16 protein-coding genes are annotated in these 18176 nt (G+C 38.3%); 15 read left to right on the forward strand and 1 reads right to left on the reverse strand.

The window, feature by feature from the left end; translation table 11 throughout:
- Nucleotides 1-114: 114 nt before the first annotated feature.
- Nucleotides 115-249, reverse strand: a complete 135-nt coding sequence (gene rpmH / locus ACDD58_RS10255) for a 50S ribosomal protein L34 (protein WP_015561063.1) — start codon at nt 247-249, stop codon at nt 115-117.
- Between the two features lie 690 nt (nt 250-939).
- Between rpmH and dnaA the strand changes: the two genes are divergently transcribed.
- The 15 genes from dnaA (at nt 940) to ACDD58_RS10330 (ending at nt 18072) form a co-directional block, all read left to right on the forward strand.
- Nucleotides 940-2298 (forward strand): chromosomal replication initiator protein DnaA, encoded by a 1359-nt coding sequence (gene dnaA / locus ACDD58_RS10260; RefSeq protein WP_117920617.1) that lies wholly within the window; start codon nt 940-942, stop codon nt 2296-2298.
- A gap of 337 nt (nt 2299-2635) precedes the next feature.
- Nucleotides 2636-3748 (forward strand): DNA polymerase III subunit beta, encoded by a 1113-nt coding sequence (gene dnaN / locus ACDD58_RS10265; RefSeq protein WP_117920595.1) that lies wholly within the window; start codon nt 2636-2638, stop codon nt 3746-3748.
- Nucleotides 3749-3793: 45 nt separating this feature from the next.
- Nucleotides 3794-4009: an RNA-binding S4 domain-containing protein gene (locus ACDD58_RS10270; RefSeq protein ID WP_015521388.1), complete on the forward strand. Its 216-nt coding sequence runs from the start codon at nt 3794-3796 to the stop codon at nt 4007-4009.
- Nucleotides 4006-5112 (forward strand): DNA replication/repair protein RecF, encoded by a 1107-nt coding sequence (gene recF / locus ACDD58_RS10275; RefSeq protein WP_015561061.1) that lies wholly within the window; start codon nt 4006-4008, stop codon nt 5110-5112. Before ACDD58_RS10270 ends, recF begins: the two co-directional genes overlap by 4 nt.
- 4 nt (nt 5113-5116) lie before the next feature.
- Nucleotides 5117-7054, forward strand: coding sequence for a DNA topoisomerase (ATP-hydrolyzing) subunit B (gyrB, locus tag ACDD58_RS10280; RefSeq protein ID WP_370777300.1), 1938 nt, complete (start codon nt 5117-5119; stop codon nt 7052-7054).
- Between the two features lie 89 nt (nt 7055-7143).
- On the forward strand, nt 7144-9768 hold the full coding sequence (gene gyrA, locus ACDD58_RS10285; RefSeq protein ID WP_006857736.1) for a DNA gyrase subunit A: 2625 nt from the start codon (nt 7144-7146) through the stop codon (nt 9766-9768).
- 33 nt (nt 9769-9801) lie between these two features.
- Nucleotides 9802-10893: a hypothetical protein gene (locus tag ACDD58_RS10290; protein ID WP_370777302.1), complete on the forward strand. Its 1092-nt coding sequence runs from the start codon at nt 9802-9804 to the stop codon at nt 10891-10893.
- Nucleotides 10894-10930: 37 nt separating this feature from the next.
- Complete coding sequence (locus ACDD58_RS10295) at nt 10931-11866, forward strand: hypothetical protein (protein WP_370777303.1); 936 nt, start codon at nt 10931-10933, stop codon at nt 11864-11866.
- Nucleotides 11839-12771 (forward strand): tetratricopeptide repeat protein, encoded by a 933-nt coding sequence (locus ACDD58_RS10300; protein ID WP_370777304.1) that lies wholly within the window; start codon nt 11839-11841, stop codon nt 12769-12771. Before ACDD58_RS10295 ends, ACDD58_RS10300 begins: the two co-directional genes overlap by 28 nt.
- Before the next feature lie 324 nt (nt 12772-13095).
- Complete coding sequence (locus ACDD58_RS10305) at nt 13096-13221, forward strand: hypothetical protein (protein ID WP_022113191.1); 126 nt, start codon at nt 13096-13098, stop codon at nt 13219-13221.
- A 63-nt stretch (nt 13222-13284) separates the two neighbouring features.
- A complete protein-coding gene (locus ACDD58_RS10310; RefSeq protein ID WP_022113190.1) occupies nt 13285-14475 on the forward strand; it encodes a radical SAM/SPASM domain-containing protein in 1191 nt (396 codons plus the stop codon).
- Complete coding sequence (locus tag ACDD58_RS10315) at nt 14468-15370, forward strand: S41 family peptidase (RefSeq protein WP_158570866.1); 903 nt, start codon at nt 14468-14470, stop codon at nt 15368-15370. The genes ACDD58_RS10310 and ACDD58_RS10315 overlap by 8 nt, the downstream gene beginning before the upstream one ends.
- Nucleotides 15367-16980, forward strand: a complete 1614-nt coding sequence (locus tag ACDD58_RS10320) for an ABC transporter ATP-binding protein (RefSeq protein ID WP_022112183.1) — start codon at nt 15367-15369, stop codon at nt 16978-16980. The genes ACDD58_RS10315 and ACDD58_RS10320 overlap by 4 nt, the downstream gene beginning before the upstream one ends.
- A 135-nt stretch (nt 16981-17115) precedes the next feature.
- Nucleotides 17116-17559 carry a LytTR family DNA-binding domain-containing protein gene (locus ACDD58_RS10325; protein WP_006857732.1) on the forward strand — a complete coding sequence of 148 codons (444 nt, stop codon included), beginning with the start codon at nt 17116-17118 and terminating at the stop codon, nt 17557-17559.
- A 54-nt stretch (nt 17560-17613) separates the two neighbouring features.
- Nucleotides 17614-18072 (forward strand): DUF3021 domain-containing protein, encoded by a 459-nt coding sequence (locus ACDD58_RS10330; RefSeq protein WP_015561059.1) that lies wholly within the window; start codon nt 17614-17616, stop codon nt 18070-18072.
- Nucleotides 18073-18176 lie beyond the last annotated feature (104 nt).

Genomic DNA, 18176 nt, shown 5'->3' on the forward strand with positions numbered 1-18176 from the left:
TCTGCTTACTTCTCTTATAAAATATCTTTGAATGAACAAATAGGTGGTACAAAATGCACCACCTCATTATTCATCCATTCTTCTTAAGGAAAGAAAAGACCACAAAAATGTGGCCTATGCTGATAATTTCTTTCTACCTTTTAATCTTCTAGCAGCCAATACTTTTCTTCCGCCTGCTGTGCTCATTCTGCTTCTGAAGCCATGAACTTTTGATCTCTGTCTTTTCTTCGGCTGAAATGTCATCTTCATGTTATATCCACCTCCTCTGCCTGGCATTCACCATCATCCAAAAATGACGGTGCGATAGAAAACGTCCTAAGACGCATATTCTCAGTTAAAAAACATCATTTTCAATTATAACAGAAAAATGTTTCAAGTCAAGCACTAAAATTCTGATTGATTGGATTTTACTTATCTACATTTCAACATTTATCCATTTGTGGAAAATGTTGACCACTATATATATAAGGAAGAAACTCTATCTTTCTATATCTTGTTATTTGCATTTCCACAGTTATCCCCATGAAATGTTAAAAAATGTGGGTTAAAGAATGCCGATTTTTAGCGGGTTTGCAAAGTTATCCCCAATTTGTGGATAACTTGTGGATATTTTCTGGATAATCCACGGATAATGTGTTAATAAACAGTATAACCCCTTGTATTTAGCGGTCTATAACTTTTTTCGACTTATTCACACATATTTTTTTTATTTCTACAAATTTTTATTATTCAGGCTCTCTATTTTGCCCAAATCGGGATTTTTTTGCATTTACCCTAACTTGAAATACCCTGTACAAACTTTTCATTGATAAAAGCGAAAAAATAGTGTAGGATAGAACTATGTAGGATTTTTTATGATAGGCGTTAATGTGGAAAACTATCCACATGCAGATGAAAATACTCTTTTCATTAGAAAACAACGCAAAAATGAGGATTAAAATGGATAAAATTTTAGAAAAATGGGACGAGATTCTCTCAACCGTCAAACATGAACATGATATCAGTGATATTTCTTTTGATACCTGGATACGTCCGCTCGAAGTTTACGGTGTTGAGGGTAATACATTATATATACTGGTTCCATCTGAACAAATGACCCTGAGCTATATCTCAAAAAAATATTATCTTCCTTTAAAGGTAACGATCGCAGAGCTTACAGGAACAGAATACGAGATTCAGTTCATTCTGCCGGAACAGACAAAAAATATCCGTACCGGCAATAACAGTGTACCGAAAAAAAATGCACTTTCCGAAAAAGCGGACAGATCTAATCTTAATCCGAACTATACCTTTGACACTTTTGTCGTCGGCAGCAATAACCGTTTTGCCCAGTCGGCGTCACTTGCCGTTGCCGAATCTCCGGGCGAAGCATACAATCCACTTTATATTTATGGAGGACCTGGACTTGGAAAAACTCACCTTATGCATTCCATCGGTCATTTTATATTAGAAAGAAACCCGAATGCAAAAGTACTTTACGTTACATCCGAGGAATTTACCAACGAAGTAATTGAATCAATTCGAAGTGGTAATGCCTCAGCAATGAACAAATTACGTGAAAAATATCGTACGATCGATGTACTGATGGTCGATGACGTTCAGTTTATCATTGGTAAAGAAAGTACGCAGGAAGAATTTTTCCATACATTTAATGCACTCCACTCTGCCGGCAAACAGATTATCTTAACATCTGATAAACCACCAAAAGACATGGAAACTTTAGAAGACCGGATTCGATCTCGTTTCGAATGGGGTCTTATTGCTGATATCGGAACGCCGGATTATGAAACACGTATGGCGATCCTCCGGAGAAAAGTCGAAGCAGACGACATGAAACTCAGTGATGAGATTCTAAATTATATTGCAACGAACATCAAATCAAACATCCGTGAACTTGAGGGTGCCTTAAACAAACTTCTGGCTTATTCCAATCTTGAAAAGACTGATATCACGATGGAAATCGCCATGAAAGAACTTCAGAATATTATTACACCGGACAAGCCAAGAGAGATCACACCTCAACTGGTAATCGAAGTTGTCACTGAACACTTCAATATCTCGCTGGATCAGATGATCTCCAAAAACAGAAGTAACGAAATCGCAAGACCAAGACAGATTGCAATGTACCTCTGTAAAAATATGACTGACATACCACTTGATTCGATCGGGCAGTTACTTGGGGGAAGAGATCATTCCACCATTATTCATGGTATCAAAAAAATTGCTGACGAGTATGAATCAAACGAAAATACACGCAATTTAATAGAAACTATCAAGAAAAAGATCAATCCTAACTAAAGTTATCAAGGTTTTTCGAAGTTATACACGAAAAATTGTGGATATCTTGTTAAATTAAAGTGAATTCCGTATGGACAAGTCTCATTTTCATGTTTAAAACCTGTTTATGGCATTTATGAGCTTCATCCTCAATTCACATCATTTCAAGATAATTTCCGCATGGTTTTCACAGGGTTATACCACCTCAATTTTTTTTTAACCCCTTGAAAATTAAGGCTTTGTGCGGTTATCAACTTATTAACAGCCTCTAAGACGACTACGGCGGATTTCTATTTATTTTTTTATGAACACGTTTTGGCGAGCCACTACGTTTCACCAGGAAGGAGTTATCTACAACATGAAATTAATTTGTTCTAAATCTAATCTGTTACATGGCGTTAATATTGTTTCAAAAGCAGTTCCTACCAGAACGACCATGGCAATATTAGAATGTCTTCTGATTGATGCTTCTGCAAATGAGATTAAACTTACCGCTAATGATATGGAACTTGGAATTGAAACTAAGATTGAAGGTGAGATTGCAGAACGCGGAGTAATCGCACTGGATGCAAAAATCTTTTCTGAGATTGTCCGTAAACTTCCGGACAGTGATGTCACGATCGAAACAGATGCATCTTTTAAAACAACGATCACCTGTGAAAAAGCAAAATTTAACATTGTCGGTAAATCCGGTGATGATTTTTCCTATATCCCATATATTGAACGTAACGAACCTATCATTATGTCCCAGTTCACCTTAAAAGAAGTCATTCGTCAGACAATTTTTTCAATTGCTGATAACGATAACAACAAGTTAATGACAGGTGAATTGTTTGAAATCGAAGAAAATGACCTTAAAGTTGTTTCTCTCGACGGTCATCGTATTTCAATCCGTAACATCGAACTGAAAAATAATTATTCTCACAAGAAAGTTGTCGTTCCGGGAAAAACACTTCAGGAAGTCAGCAAAATTCTTCCTGGAAGTGCAGAAGACGAAGTATCTATTTTTCTGACAGACAACCACATTGTTTTTGAGTTTGAGAATACGACAGTTGTTTCGCGTCTGATCGAAGGAGAATATTTTAAGATCGAACAGATGTTGTCTTCCGACTATGAAACAAAAGTTAAAATTAACAAACGCGAACTGTTAGACTGTATTGACCGTGCGACTCTTCTTGTCAAAGAAGGAGATAAAAAACCGATCATCATGAATATCACAGATGATTCCATGGAACTGAAGATCAATTCATTTATTGGTTCCATGAATGAAGATATTGATATCGCCAAAGAAGGAAAAGATATCCTGATCGGATTCAATCCGAAGTTTTTCATTGACGCATTAAGAGTCATTGACGAAGAGGAAGTTACACTGTACATGGTCAATCCAAAGGCTCCATGTTTTATCAAAGATGATGAAGGTACATTTATTTACCTGATTCTTCCGGTTAACTTCAATGCAGCTGCAAACTAATCATTTTTTGATTGATATTGCCGTAAGGCGATAGAAAGGAATTCCATGATAGAGATTCAGATTAGAGAAACAGATGAATTTATAAAACTTGGACAGGCTTTGAAAAAAGCCGGACTTGTGGAATCCGGTGTTGATGCAAAATTTGTCATCCAGGATGGTCTGGTAAAAGTCAATGGTGAAACAGAACTTCAGCGTGGAAAAAAAATCCATGATGGTGATTTGATTTCCTATAACGGGGAAACGGTGAAAGTCTCAAAATGATCATTCAGTCCATTGAATTGAACAATTTCCGCAACTATGAAAATCTCCAGATTTCATTTGATGAGGGAACCAATATTTTATTTGGCGATAATGCACAGGGAAAGACCAATATCCTGGAAGCTGCTTACTTAAGTGGAACTACAAAGTCCCACAAGGGAAGCAAAGACAAAGAGATGATCCGTTTTGGAACAAACGAAGCGCATCTTCGTACCATGGTTTTAAAAAACGGCAAACAATATCAGATCGACATGCATTTAAAACATAACCGTTCTAAGGGAATTGCCGTAAATAAGATACCGATGAAAAAAGCAAGTGAGCTTTTTGGAATTTTAAACATTGTATTTTTTTCGCCGGAAGATTTGAATATTATCAAAAACGGACCGTCCGAACGCAGACATTTTCTGGATGCAGAGTTATGTCAGCTAGATAAAATTTATTTATCTGACCTGTCAAATTACAATAAAATCTTAAATCAGCGCAATAAACTGTTGAAAGATATGGTTTACCGGCCTGAATTATCGGATACACTCCCGGTATGGGATATGCAGCTTATTGATACCGGGAAAAAAATTATCAGACGGAGAGAACAGTTTGTAAAAGAACTGAATGAGCTTGTTCATGAAATACACTATCGGATATCCGGCGGGAGAGAAGAACTTTTTCTTTCGTATGAGCCAAGTGTTTCTGCGGATCTGTTGGAACAGGAGTTAGAACGGGTAAAACCGCGCGACCTGAAACAGTGCCAGACATCTGTAGGGCCACACCGTGATGATCTGCTTTTTTCCATTGCAGGTGTTGATATCCGTAAATTTGGTTCACAGGGGCAGCAGAGAACCTCTGCACTCTCTTTGAAGTTATCCGAGATAGAGCTGGTGAGAAAATCAATTCATGATACTCCGGTACTTTTACTGGATGATGTTTTATCAGAGTTGGACAGCAATCGTCAGAATTATTTGTTAAACAGTATATGTGATACCCAGACAATTATTACCTGTACCGGTTTGGATGAATTTATCCGTAACAGGTTCGAAATCAATAAGGTTTTTGAGGTAATAAGTGGTCAGGTATTTGAAAAAGGTCAAGTTATAGAAAGGCAAGGTTAGCAGAATGGCAACAGAAAAAATTGAAAATCCAAATGAATACGGAGCTGACCAGATCCAGATTCTGGAAGGACTTGAAGCAGTTCGTAAAAGACCAGGTATGTATATCGGCAGTACATCGGCGAGAGGACTCCATCATTTGGTCTATGAGATTGTAGATAATGCCGTGGATGAGTCACTTGCCGGATATTGCAAAAACATAGAGGTTACCATCAACCCGGACAATTCCATTACAGTTGAAGATGACGGGCGTGGTATTCCGGTTGGAATGAATCATAAAGCTGGAAAATCAGCACTTGAGGTTGTATATACGGTTCTTCATGCAGGCGGAAAATTCGGCGGTGGAGGATATAAAGTATCCGGTGGCCTGCACGGAGTAGGTGCGTCAGTTGTAAATGCGCTTTCCACCAAACTTTGTGTTGAAGTATACAAAGAGGGACAGGTTTATTTCCAAAGTTACCATATCGGAAAACCGGACGAACCGGTAAAAGTAATCGGAACCTGTGATTCGGAAAAACACGGCACGAAGGTTACATTCCATCCGGATCCTGAGATTTTCGAGGAGACCGTTTATGATTACGACACTTTAAAACAGCGTCTTCGTGAAACAGCATTTTTAACAAAAGGACTTCGCATTGTACTTACGGATACCAGAGAAGAATCGCATCATTGTCATGAGTTCCATTATGCCGGTGGTATCAAGGAATTTGTCACTTACTTAAACCGCAGCAAGGAGGCATTGTACCCGGATGTCATTTACTGTGAGGGAACCAGGGATGGTGTGTATGTCGAAGTTGCCATGCAGCACAATGATTCCTACAACGATGCGACCTACAGTTTTGTAAATAACATCATTACGCCGGAAGGTGGTACGCACCTCGCCGGATTCCGTAATGCGCTGACGAAAACATTTAATACTTACGCGAGAGCAAATAAGATTTTAAAAGATTCGGAACCAGCACTGACCGGTGACGATATCCGAGAGGGACTGACTGCGATCATCAGTATCAAGATTGAGGAGCCGCAGTTTGAGGGACAGACAAAACAGAAACTCGGAAACAGCGAGGCGCGTGGAGCAGTGGATTCCGTGGTAAGTGAGCAGCTCACATATTTCTTAGAGCAGAATCCTGCAGTTGCAAAGAGTATCTGTGAAAAATCTCTGCTTGCGCAGCGTGCGAGAGAGGCAGCGAGAAAAGCGCGTGACCTGACCAGAAGAAAAACAGCCTTGGAAGGTACTTCCTTACCTGGAAAACTTGCAGACTGTTCGGACAAAGATCCGAAAAACTGTGAGATCTTTATCGTCGAGGGAGATTCCGCGGGTGGTTCTGCAAAGACAGCAAGAAGCCGTGCAACACAGGCAATTCTTCCTTTGCGTGGTAAAATTCTGAATGTGGAAAAAGCGAGACTGGATAAAATTTACGGCAATGCCGAGATCAAAGCAATGATCACTGCATTTGGTACCGGAATTCATGAAGACTTTGATATTTCCAAGCTGCGTTATGACAAGATCATTATTATGACGGATGCCGATGTCGATGGTGCTCATATTGCGACACTGATGCTGACATTTTTATACCGTTTTATGCCGGAACTCATCAAGCAGGGGCATGTATATCTTGCAACTCCGCCGCTTTACAAGATTGAGAAAAATAAAAATATCTGGTATGCGTACGATGACGCTGAATTAAACAATATCCTGATTGAGATCGGACGTGACGGCAATAACAAGATCCAGCGATATAAAGGACTTGGAGAGATGGATGCTGAGCAGCTCTGGGAGACGACTATGGATCCGGAAAAACGTATTTTAAAACGTGTCATGATCGATGAGGAAAATTCTTCGGAGATTGATGTGACATTTACGACTTTGATGGGTGACAAGGTAGAACCGAGACGTGAGTTTATCGAGGAAAATGCAAAGTATGTACAGAATCTGGATATTTAACAGATAGGTGCAGCCGGATTTTTAGAAGATGTGATCCGTTTGCAGAAGTTCGGATGACAGAGACGAGTTAGAAATGGAGAAGAAATCAGATGGATGATAAAATTTTTGATCAGATTCATGACGTCGATTTGAAAAAAACGATGGAAACATCCTATATCGATTATGCCATGAGTGTTATCGCGCAGCGTGCGCTCCCGGATGTAAGGGATGGTTTAAAACCGGTACAGCGCCGTGTGCTTTACTCAATGATAGAACTGAACAATGGTCCGGATAAGCCGCATCGTAAATGTGCGCGTATCGTCGGTGATACGATGGGTAAATACCATCCGCACGGAGACAGTTCTATTTATGGTGCACTTGTAAATATGGCACAGGAGTGGTCGACCAGATATCCGTTAGTTGACGGTCATGGAAACTTTGGTTCCGTGGACGGCGATGGCGCGGCTGCCATGCGATATACGGAGGCGCGTCTCAGTAAAATTTCCATGGAAATGCTTGCCGATATCGGAAAAGACACCGTTGATTTCGTGCCAAACTTTGATGAGACGGAGAAAGAACCTACCGTTCTGCCATCCCGTTATCCGAACCTTTTAGTAAACGGAACTACCGGTATTGCCGTTGGTATGGCGACCAACATTCCGCCGCACAACCTGCGTGAAGTCATCAATGCCGTGGTAAAGATCATTGACAACAAAGTCGAGGAGGACCGCGATACCGATATCGAAGAATTACTCTCTATCGTCAAGGGACCGGACTTCCCTACCGGAGGCATGATTCTTGGAACAGCCGGGATTAATGAGGCTTACCGTACCGGACGTGGAAAAGTCCGTGTGCGTGCAATTACAGATATAGAACCAATGCAAAACGGCAAAAACCGTATCGTGGTAACCGAACTTCCGTACATGGTTAATAAAGCGAGACTGATCGAGAAGATCGCCGAGTTAGTCCGCGATAAAAAAGTGGATGGAATCACAGATCTGCGTGACGAGTCCGACCGTCAGGGTATGCGTATCTGTATCGAACTCCGCCGTGACGTCAATCCGAATGTCGTATTGAATTTACTTTACAAACATACACAGCTTCAGGATACTTTTGGCGTGATCATGTTAGCACTGGTAAATAACGAGCCGAAAGTTTTAAACCTCTACGACATGTTAAAGTATTACCTGATCCATCAGGAAGAGGTCGTTACCAGAAGAACCAAATACGAATTAAACAAAGCGGAAGAACGCGCCCACATTTTAGAGGGCTTGCTGATCGCACTTGACAATATAGATGAAGTCATCAGCATCATAAGGAGCAGCCAGAATACGCAGGAAGCAAAATCACGTTTGATGGAGCGTTTCTCCTTAAGCGATGCACAGTCACAGGCAATTGTAGATATGCGTCTGCGTGCACTGACAGGTTTGGAACGTGAGAAACTCGAAGCAGAGTATGCAGAGCTGATGGACCGCATTGCAGAACTGCGTGCAATTTTGGCAGACAAGAAAAAACTGCTCGGCGTGATCCGTACGGAGATTCTGCTTATTGCGGATAAATACGGCGACGACAGAAGAACATCGATCGGATTTGACGAGTACGACATTTCCATGGAGGATCTGATTCCAGTAACAAACACTGTCATTACCATGACAAAATTAGGTTACATCAAGCGCATGAGCCTTGACAATTTCCGCGCACAGAACCGTGGTGGTAAGGGAATCAAGGGAATGGAGACGATCGATGACGATTACATCGAAGAACTTTTGATGACGACATCCCATCACTACATGATGTTCTTCACAAACACCGGACGTGTATACCGTATCAAGGCTTACGAGATTCCGGAGGCAAGCCGTACCGCAAGGGGAACTGCGATCGTAAACCTGCTCCAGCTCCAGCCGGGCGAGAAAATTACGGCAGTTATCCCGATTCGTGAATACACGGAAGGACATTTCCTGTTCATGGCGACAAAGAAAGGCATTGTGAAGAAAACACCGATCACCGACTATGCAAATGTCAGAAAGACAGGACTTGCTGCGATCAGTTTAAGGGAAGATGATGAGCTGATCGAGGTAAAAAAGACAGATAACAATCAGGATGTTTTCTTAGTGACGAAATATGGTCAGTGTATCCGGTTTAAAGAGACAGATGTAAGAAAAACAGGCCGTACTTCCATGGGAGTCATCGGTATGAATCTTACGGATGGGGATGAAGTTATCGGTATGCAGATGCAGTCCCAGGGGGATGCACTCATGATCGTTTCAGAAAAAGGTCTTGGAAAATGTACACTGATCTCCGAATTTACCACGCAGAACCGTGGCGGTAAGGGTGTAAAATGTTACAAGATCACCGAAAAGACTGGAAATATTGTCGGCGTGAAAGCGGTAAACCAGGACAATGAACTGATGCTGATCACCACCGAAGGAATTATTATCCGTATCAAAGTCAGTGATACAACGTTGCTCGGAAGAATTACTTCCGGTGTCAAACTCATCAACTTAGATGAGAATGTCACTGTGGCAAGTATCGCAAAAGTCCGTGAGGATAAGAGTCTGATCGACAATGCAGACACATCCGAACTGCTCAGTGAGGAGGAAGAAAAGGAAAGTGCAGCCATCGCTGCGGAAAATGCAAAAAAGGCATCTGTAGAAAATACAGAGACAGACGACGAGCTGATGAAAGAACTGTTAGAGCGCGCAGAGGCTGATGGTTCCGAGGATGAGGAAGAATAGATAACCGTATAGTGAAGAAAGGGCAGAAGCTGAATGGAAAAAACAGTGTATGAACTAATGCATGGCGAAAAGGTAGTAGCAGACATTGGGACGAACGGAGTATGCACAGTTTTGGACAGGGCGTTTCTGCCCTTTTCGATTTATCTGGAGGATACAGCAGAAAATGATGATCTCGATATCCGCATGGATAACCTCACGAATTTTTATTACTGGTGTGCAACCCGTGTCCTGACACTTGACCGTGTCTATGCAAAGGAAATTTTAAACAGTATCGGGGCACTGCAGGCACAGACCGACCGTGACCGTGCCAAAATAGCGCTGTCCTATCACTGTCTGTCACTGACTGATATTTTCTGGGTTCGGGAAAAAGGGGAGAATATCACATTTGCGCAGATCAATCTTTTTGAAAATCATCTGGATAATGCACTTGTAGATATTTCCCTGCGCGGAAAACAGATGACGGTAGAGAACAGTTACCAGATCGCGGACGATCTCTCAACCAACGGTGTGTTTCCAAAAGCGTGGATCAGGGAGAAAAATTCGTTTGCACTTTTAAAAGATGGAAACATCAGGGCTGTGGAAAATGAAATCCTGTCAAGTAAGATCTGCCGCTGTTTTGACTGCAGACAGGTGCTTTATGAGGAAAGCATGTTTGACGGACAGAAAGTTTCAAAAAGCAGAATCATTACGTCGGTGGATTACAGCATGGTATCGATGGAGGCATTTGAGATCTATGCAGCAAATCATGACATTCACGTTATGGATTTCGTGTTAAAGCTGGATGCATATTCCTACTACATGATGAACCTGCTCGATTATCTGACCGGCAACACGGACCGCCACTGGGGAAACTGGGGATTTCTGGTGGACAACCGCACAAACCAGCCGGTACGCCTGTTTGATCTGATGGATCTCAACCAGACTTTTTTGGCATATGATACGCCAGATGGTGCAAATTGCATGACGACCGGAAACCGGAAAATATCACAGCGTGAGGCTGCGGTGGAAGCGGTGAAAATAATCGGGCTAAATCAGAGGAATGAGATCAAAGATGAGTGGTTCAAAGGCAGGGAAGAAGAGAGGGAGATGTTCTGGTGTAGATTTGGAATATTAAAGGAACAATGAAAAGCGTAAAAATCTGAAGTTGCAAAGAGCGTGGGTTATGGAACAAAAGACAATGGAAGTAGTATTAAAATATTACAGGGAGAAGTATCACCTGAGGCAGGAAGATATCTGCAGAGGAATCTGTTCTGTTACCACTTTGTCGAGATTGGAACAGGGGAACAGGGAAGTCGATTCACTTCTTGGACAGACACTGCTTGGAAGGATTGGAAAAGAAGTCACTCTGTTTGAAACAATTTTAAGTGAACAAGATTATGAATTGTGGAAAATGAGGGAGCAGATTGAAAAATCTGTGGAAAACAATCAGGTAAAAACTGCGAAAAAGAAGATTAGAGAATACCGGGGAGTCATGCCACAGGATGAATCTGTACATGAACAATATTGTCTTTATCAGGAAGCACGTACCATGATCGCAGAAAAGAATACTGGAAGCAGTTTGTGTGGGATTTTAGAAAAAGGAATCTGTCTCACAATTCCTGAGTTTAGGAAATCAATGGAAAAGGTGCGTCTGTACAGTCCGGTTGAGATCGGGATGATACTGCTGCTCATACACTATGATCCGTCGAAGACAGAGATGGCAGAACAGGAATTATTAAATATTTTAGCGTATGTCAGTGGGTATCAGTCCGGGGGCAAAAAAGAAAAAGTCAGTACGGATATCTTTTTAGAGCTGATCTCCATACAACAGAGAAAAAATGATTACAGAAAAATTATGTTTTACACAGAAAAAGCGATTCAATGTATCAGTGAGGGAGCGGGTTTTTATCATCTTGCAGACATCTATTTTCTGCGGGCAAAAACGAGAGAAAAGCTCACGCCAAAAAATGCGGATAAAAATATGCTGTTAAAGAAAGCGATGGAAGAATGTAAGATTGCTGCGTGTCTGTATCAGTTGGAGGGGCAGGATGAAAAGGCACGGGATGCAGAAAAGTATGGTGAGGGATTAGTATGTCAAACTACAGAGCCGGAGATATAATACGGATGACAAGAGAGTTTGTTGGAATGTCCAGGGAAAAACTGAGTGATGAGATTTGTTCGGTACAGACATTGTATCGTATCGAGAGCGGAAAGACTCGCGTAAAAAGAGAACTGTATGCAAGACTCATGGCAAAAATGGAGCGTGTACCGGAAAAGAGCTATGCCATCTGTGTTGGGAAGAACTTAGAACTGTTAGAGGAACGAAAACTTTTTGAGCAGGCAATGCAGAATTATGACTATGAAAAAGCAGATTTATATTTAGGCAGGATGAAAGAGAAAGCGGATGATAATGTGATCACCAGGCAGTATCTTTTAAAGTCAGAAGCATTGATGGACTATTACTGCAAAAGAAGTGACAATCAGACAACAATCGAAAAATTGCAGGAGGCAGTCCGGCTGACACTTCCGGATTATGAGGAATGTCTGAAAAAAGATTTCCCGTTTACCGAACAGGAAATCATGAATCTGATGAGCCTTGCAAATGCTTATGCACATGCCGGGGATGTGGATGAGGCGGTGTATATTTTTGAGAGACTGCTACAATGCTTGCAAAAGGATTATATTTTTGGAGCGTATGCAGATTATATGAAAGTGTTAATTCTTAGAAATCTGACGGTCACATATAACAAACAAAAAAGATATAAAGAGGCTTTAACATTATGTGAACAATGCCTGAGGGAGGCTTTAGAAAAAAATATTGGAAATATCATCAGCGATGTATTAAGTGATAAAGCATGGATTATTCTCAGACAGATAGAAACTGGGGAACGAAAAAAGGAAGATTTACAGATCGGAAGAGAATTGTTGCAGAAGGCGTATTATATAGCTGTTGCAAGGAGGAGTAAAGAAAAATGTCAGATTTTAAGAAATGCATATAGAAAAGAATTTCATATGGAGCTGTAAAAGTTAAAATTCACGTAAATCCATGTAACTGCCTTCAGATAGGGGCATTGTTTCATAGTAATTAAAAGAATAAGATGAATTATTATGAAAATTCATAGAAATATTAATAGTAAACAATAGTATTATAAGTATCTTTTTTAATAATTGTTTCATTTTAGTCTCCCTTTGAAAATATTTTTTAATATAATTCATAAGTAGCAAAAAGACCATACCATAACTGGAAAATAACATTTTCCAGTTATGGTATGGTCTTTTTTATATAAATTATTAAAATAATTTTATAGTTAGTGCACAAACTAAATAATATTTATGGAGGAAAAACAAATGAGAGATGAAAAAATTGTTGAATTAAGCGAAGAAGAACTGGAAAGTTTATGTGCATGTGGATGCAGTTGTGCAAAGGCATTTAGTGCAGGTATGGGGGCTGGAGAGGCTGAAAGTGAAGAATAACTAAAAAGGGGCTACTGATTATATATAAATTTATAATTAGTAGCCTTATAATATGGGGGAAAAATGAGAGTTAGTAGTGATTTAATATTTTTAGGTAAAGACAAAAAAGTAGTAATATATAATTATTTCATTAATAGGGCAATAATGGTTAATAAAGATAGTGCCCATTTTATTAAATATAATATGGGAAAATGCATAGAAACCAACATGATAGTAGATGAAAATTTAAAGATATTAAAGAAAAATGGTGTAATAATAGAGAATGAAAAGGAATACAAAGAAAAAGAATATAAAATAAAAGATATTAATGTCAATATAAATACTGTATATTTCCATGTAACACAAAGGTGTAACTTAAATTGTACATATTGTTATAATAAAAAGAATTTAAATCTTTCAAAGGAATTAGATACAAAAAATATAATAAAAATTTTAAATAAGTTAAAGAAAATAAATGTAGAAGTTGTTAATTTTACGGGAGGAGAACCGTTACTAAGAAATGATATAGAAGAAATTTTAAAAGAGGCCAAAAAATTAAAATTTAATGTTTGTCTATTGACTAATGGTACCTTATTGAATAAACATATATCTATATTAGGGGTTATAGATAAATGTATTGTTAGTATTGATAATATTGATAATAAAGAAAATTCCTTAACAAGGAAGGGAATAGATGGTTATGATGTATTAAGTACGATAGAACAATTACCAGAGAAATATAAAGAAAAAATATGTGTAAGATCTGTTGTTACAAAAGGAAATGAAAATATAATAGAACGAAATAGAAAATACTTTGACAAGTTAAAAATTAAATATATTGTAAGCACATGCTTGCCTAATAATAAAGACGAAGTAAAAAATATGCCTAGATTAGATAATAACTTAATAGATGGAAATAAGCCATCAATGTGTGGTGCAGGAAAAAGAATAATTGCAATTGATTCAAATGGGGATATATACCCATGTCAAACTTTTGTAAGAACGATATATAAGTTTGGAAATATACTTGATGATAATTGGTATGAAGAATTTCTATGTAATATTATGGATAAAAAAAATAGTTTTAAAAGTATTATGCATAAAGAAAGATGTAAAAAATGTAAATATAAATATATATGTTTAGGTGGATGCCCCAATTTAGCTTATAGAGTTTATAATGATGTAAATCATTCAAATGATTTTATGTGCAAAATATACAAAGAAAATGCAAAAAAATTTTTGTTATCACTGTTTGAAGGTAAGGATAATGTATAAAGATAGGTACAATGATAGTTTAGTAAGGTTTTTTAGTGTTTACTATGAAAAAATAAGTGAAAATGAAGTGAAAAGTATTATAAATTATACACTTGGTCTAAAAAATGATAGATTTAGTAGATTTATAGAAAATGGAAAGCGTGTTGATAATATATTAGATTTATTAGAAATAAAATATTTAAAAATAAATAATATTATATATATATTAGAGAGTGAAAATAAATTAGGAATACATAAAGATGATATTATTTTAAATGGAGAAAGTATATTACAAAAAAGTGAAAAAAATTTTAAAATCCTAAGAAATGAAAAAATTTTACAAGTACAGATACCTGATATATGTTTAAGTAAAAAAGAAACGTTTTTTTTTTCTAAGGAAAGTGAGCAAATCACATATGTAAAAATCCAATATTTCTCTGAAAGTACTATAAAAAAAATTAAAATGTTAAATTTAAATAATAGAACATTAATATTAGACTTGAGAGATAATATGGGGGGAAATGTATTGCTTGCAAATAAGTTTTTAGAAAATTTTGTATGCTCAGAAGAGCCTATTTATTATGTGGAGAACATTGAGAAGAAAAAATATGGTGTATATATTAATTCACATCTGGATAATAATACCAAGATTATAATTATGGTTAATTCATATACAGCCAGTTCTGCTGAGTTAATATCTTTAGTTTTAAAAAATGAAAAAAGGGCATTTATTATAGGGGAAATAACAAAGGGAAAAGGGGTAATGCAAAAAAAAATAAAAATATCACATAATTTAGAAATATTGTTACCTGTATATGAATACTATACATCAAAAACTAAAATAAATAATGTAGGTATTATACCAGATATAGTTGTAAATGATAAATTAATGGATGATTGGGTAAAAAAAATATGAAAATAGAAAAATTTGGAAGATACTATATTATACAAGCAATCTTGATTATATTTGAGGTTGTGATCAATCTGATCATTTTTGCAGTTCCGCTCGCGGTAAATCAGATCATCAATGGAAAACTTGCACTGACGGATCGTGTGATAGCATTTATCATAGGGTTTATGCTGCTTGAGATTTGTATCCAGTTTGTCTATCTATTGATCGAGCTGCACATGCAAAAAGAGTACAAGAAAAATTTGTCGAAGGAAATTTACCAGAAAATCTATTCCATGAAATACGCATCAATCATAAAGTACGGTGCAACGTACCTGACGGAGCGGGCAGACTCGACGGTGCTCACATTGGCGAATCTGTATATTATGTCGGTCCCGATACTGACTGCAAAATCACTGGTTATTTTGTTGATTCTGTTATACTCCCTGACCATCAATATTTTTATTTTTCTGGTGATGCTGTTTATCTTGATACTCAATGTGGCTGGATTTTATATCCTGAATAAAAATTTACTGAAAAAATCAGCCGAGATGCAGCGGATTATTCCAAAGGAGCGAAAAGACATTTATCAGATCGCCAATCAGGTAGATTTTATCAAGCAGAATGAAGACAATACAAATCTGAATGACATACTTGAAAAACATTTAGAAATTATCGAACAGGAAAATAAAAGGGTAAATGTTTATGCGCGTGGGATGAGTGAAGTCATCGATTTTTTTAACATGTTCGCCCAAAACATTATTTTGATCGTGGTATTTTATATGTATCTGCAGGGGAATACAAAATTAAACAGCATTTTTACAATTTCGATTCTCATGTCGTATCTTTTACCTGCCATCTCAAATATTGTGAAGGTAAACCTGAATTTAAGAGAGGTAAAGGCAAGCCGGGAATTTTTACAGCTTGTGGAGGATGAGCAGGAACAGAGTGGAGATATAAAGATAGATCATATTGATGATGTCGCGGTCGATATGGAAAAACTTCAGACGATGGACGGGATCTTACTGGCAAAAGATATTCATATCCAGGCAAAAAAGGGAGATATCATTGGAATCGTGGGGGAGTCCGGTTGTGGAAAAACGACACTGATGAAAAGTATTTTAAAATTCTGGGATCAGAATACCGGAATTAAGATCAATGGAATCCCGCTGGAGAATATTGAAAACCATTCCCTTCGGAAACAAATGTCATTTTATTCGCAGAATGTGCCAATCATAACAGGTTCATTTTATGATAACTTAAACTTTGGGCGCAGGAAAATGGAACCGGAGGTATACCAGAACATTCGTTTTTTAGATAAATTTACAAAAGAACGTGATATCTTTACACCTTTTATTCTGGAAAATGGCAACAATCTGTCCGGCGGTGATAAACAAAGAATCGCACTGGCTAGAATGTATACCGAGGAGGCAGAGGTTCTGATTTTAGACGAACCGACAAGTTCACTGGATGAAACGACCGAAAAGGATATTTTAGATGGGATCAGCCACTGCCCGGATAAGATTATCTTTCTGATCACACATCGAAAAGAGAATTTGAGGTACTGTAATAAAATTTACCAGATCCGTGACAAAAGAATGGTAAGCGTGAAAAACGTTGATGAGTTATCAAAATAAGTCAGAACAAAAAAACAGGGTGGCAGCACCCTGTTTTTTTACCATCCACCGCCTAAAACCGACCACCTGCCGCAAATCAGTAGAAACCGTTCCAGACATTGCCTATAATGACATCAGAAAGGAGGAAGTGAGAAAATGCAAATAGAAATAAAACTCGACGAATCCTGCAAAGAACCCAAGATCATCATCCATACAGACAAGATGACCGAAGAAGTATCGCAGATCGTAAAGTTGCTGTCGGAGGAAAAACCGGAAGTCTTTGCGGCGATTCACGAGAATGGCGAAATCATTTTGTTAGAACAGACGGAAATAATACGGATCTATGCAGAAAATGACAGGGTATATGCAAAGACAAAAGACGGCAGCTACCGGTTAAAGGCAAGACTGTATGAGTTAGAGGAGAGACTGAACAAAAAAATGTTTATCCGCATCTCCAATTCGGAGATCATTAACCTGAAAGAAGTAAAAAAATTTGACTTAAGTTTTTCCGGGACGATCTGTGTTTCGATGTCAGACAAAACAGCAACGTATGTTTCAAGGCGTTACGTCAGAAAAATCAAACAGGTATTGGGATTATAGAAATGGTGGTGTGTGTGAAAAATATATTTTTCATACACAGGAATGGAGGTTATCATGAAAAAAAGAATTTTATGCAGAGCGCTTATAGGTGCGCCGATCGGTCTGGCAATCAGTACTGCAATCACAATTTTTTCTTCACTCATATACGGTGACGGAAATTATTATCCGGTTGTCCCGGCATTGGTGGAGCAGTGTGGAAATGAAATTAATGCGGTCGTGGCGCAGATGATCGCATCTTTGCTGTACGGTGCAGTCTGGGCAGGCGCGTCCGTGATATGGGAGATGGATGACTGGAGCCTGCTGCGGCAGACAGTGACTCATCTGCTGGCAGGTTCGATTGCAACATTTCCGGTTGCATATCTGATGTATTGGATGAAACATAGCATTGCAGGGGTCGTTGTGTATTTTGCGATATTTATCGGAATCTATGTTGGAATCTGGATCACATTATACAGCAGGGCAAAGAGAGAGGTCACAAAGCTGAATGAAAAAGTAAGTTTACAAAACCGGTAAGAGATCTGTTTTTTATTGCAAAACACCGCTCCATTTGCAGGTATTTTTCTAAAAAAAGAAATGATACATTGAAGAAAATGAGAAACTTGCAGGAGGGGGACTGC

Origin of the sequence: Roseburia sp. (assembly GCF_041325975.1) — a bacterium.
Classification (GTDB): Bacteria; Bacillota; Clostridia; order Lachnospirales; family Lachnospiraceae; genus Roseburia; species Roseburia rectibacter.

Coding starts and splice junctions, on each gene's coding strand:
- ACDD58_RS10305 (WP_022113191.1), top strand. CDS start 13,096: ATGAGAGATGAAAAAATTGTTGAATTAAGCGAAGAAGAACTGGAAAGT.
- recF (WP_015561061.1), top strand. CDS start 4,006: ATGATCATTCAGTCCATTGAATTGAACAATTTCCGCAACTATGAAAAT.
- rpmH (WP_015561063.1), bottom strand. CDS start 249: ATGAAGATGACATTTCAGCCGAAGAAAAGACAGAGATCAAAAGTTCAT.
- dnaN (WP_117920595.1), top strand. CDS start 2,636: ATGAAATTAATTTGTTCTAAATCTAATCTGTTACATGGCGTTAATATT.
- ACDD58_RS10290 (WP_370777302.1), top strand. CDS start 9,802: ATGGAAAAAACAGTGTATGAACTAATGCATGGCGAAAAGGTAGTAGCA.
- ACDD58_RS10295 (WP_370777303.1), top strand. CDS start 10,931: ATGGAACAAAAGACAATGGAAGTAGTATTAAAATATTACAGGGAGAAG.
- ACDD58_RS10330 (WP_015561059.1), top strand. CDS start 17,614: ATGAAAAAAAGAATTTTATGCAGAGCGCTTATAGGTGCGCCGATCGGT.
- ACDD58_RS10300 (WP_370777304.1), top strand. CDS start 11,839: ATGTCAAACTACAGAGCCGGAGATATAATACGGATGACAAGAGAGTTT.
- ACDD58_RS10270 (WP_015521388.1), top strand. CDS start 3,794: ATGATAGAGATTCAGATTAGAGAAACAGATGAATTTATAAAACTTGGA.
- ACDD58_RS10320 (WP_022112183.1), top strand. CDS start 15,367: ATGAAAATAGAAAAATTTGGAAGATACTATATTATACAAGCAATCTTG.
- ACDD58_RS10325 (WP_006857732.1), top strand. CDS start 17,116: ATGCAAATAGAAATAAAACTCGACGAATCCTGCAAAGAACCCAAGATC.
- dnaA (WP_117920617.1), top strand. CDS start 940: ATGGATAAAATTTTAGAAAAATGGGACGAGATTCTCTCAACCGTCAAA.
- gyrB (WP_370777300.1), top strand. CDS start 5,117: ATGGCAACAGAAAAAATTGAAAATCCAAATGAATACGGAGCTGACCAG.
- ACDD58_RS10310 (WP_022113190.1), top strand. CDS start 13,285: ATGAGAGTTAGTAGTGATTTAATATTTTTAGGTAAAGACAAAAAAGTA.
- gyrA (WP_006857736.1), top strand. CDS start 7,144: ATGGATGATAAAATTTTTGATCAGATTCATGACGTCGATTTGAAAAAA.
- ACDD58_RS10315 (WP_158570866.1), top strand. CDS start 14,468: ATGTATAAAGATAGGTACAATGATAGTTTAGTAAGGTTTTTTAGTGTT.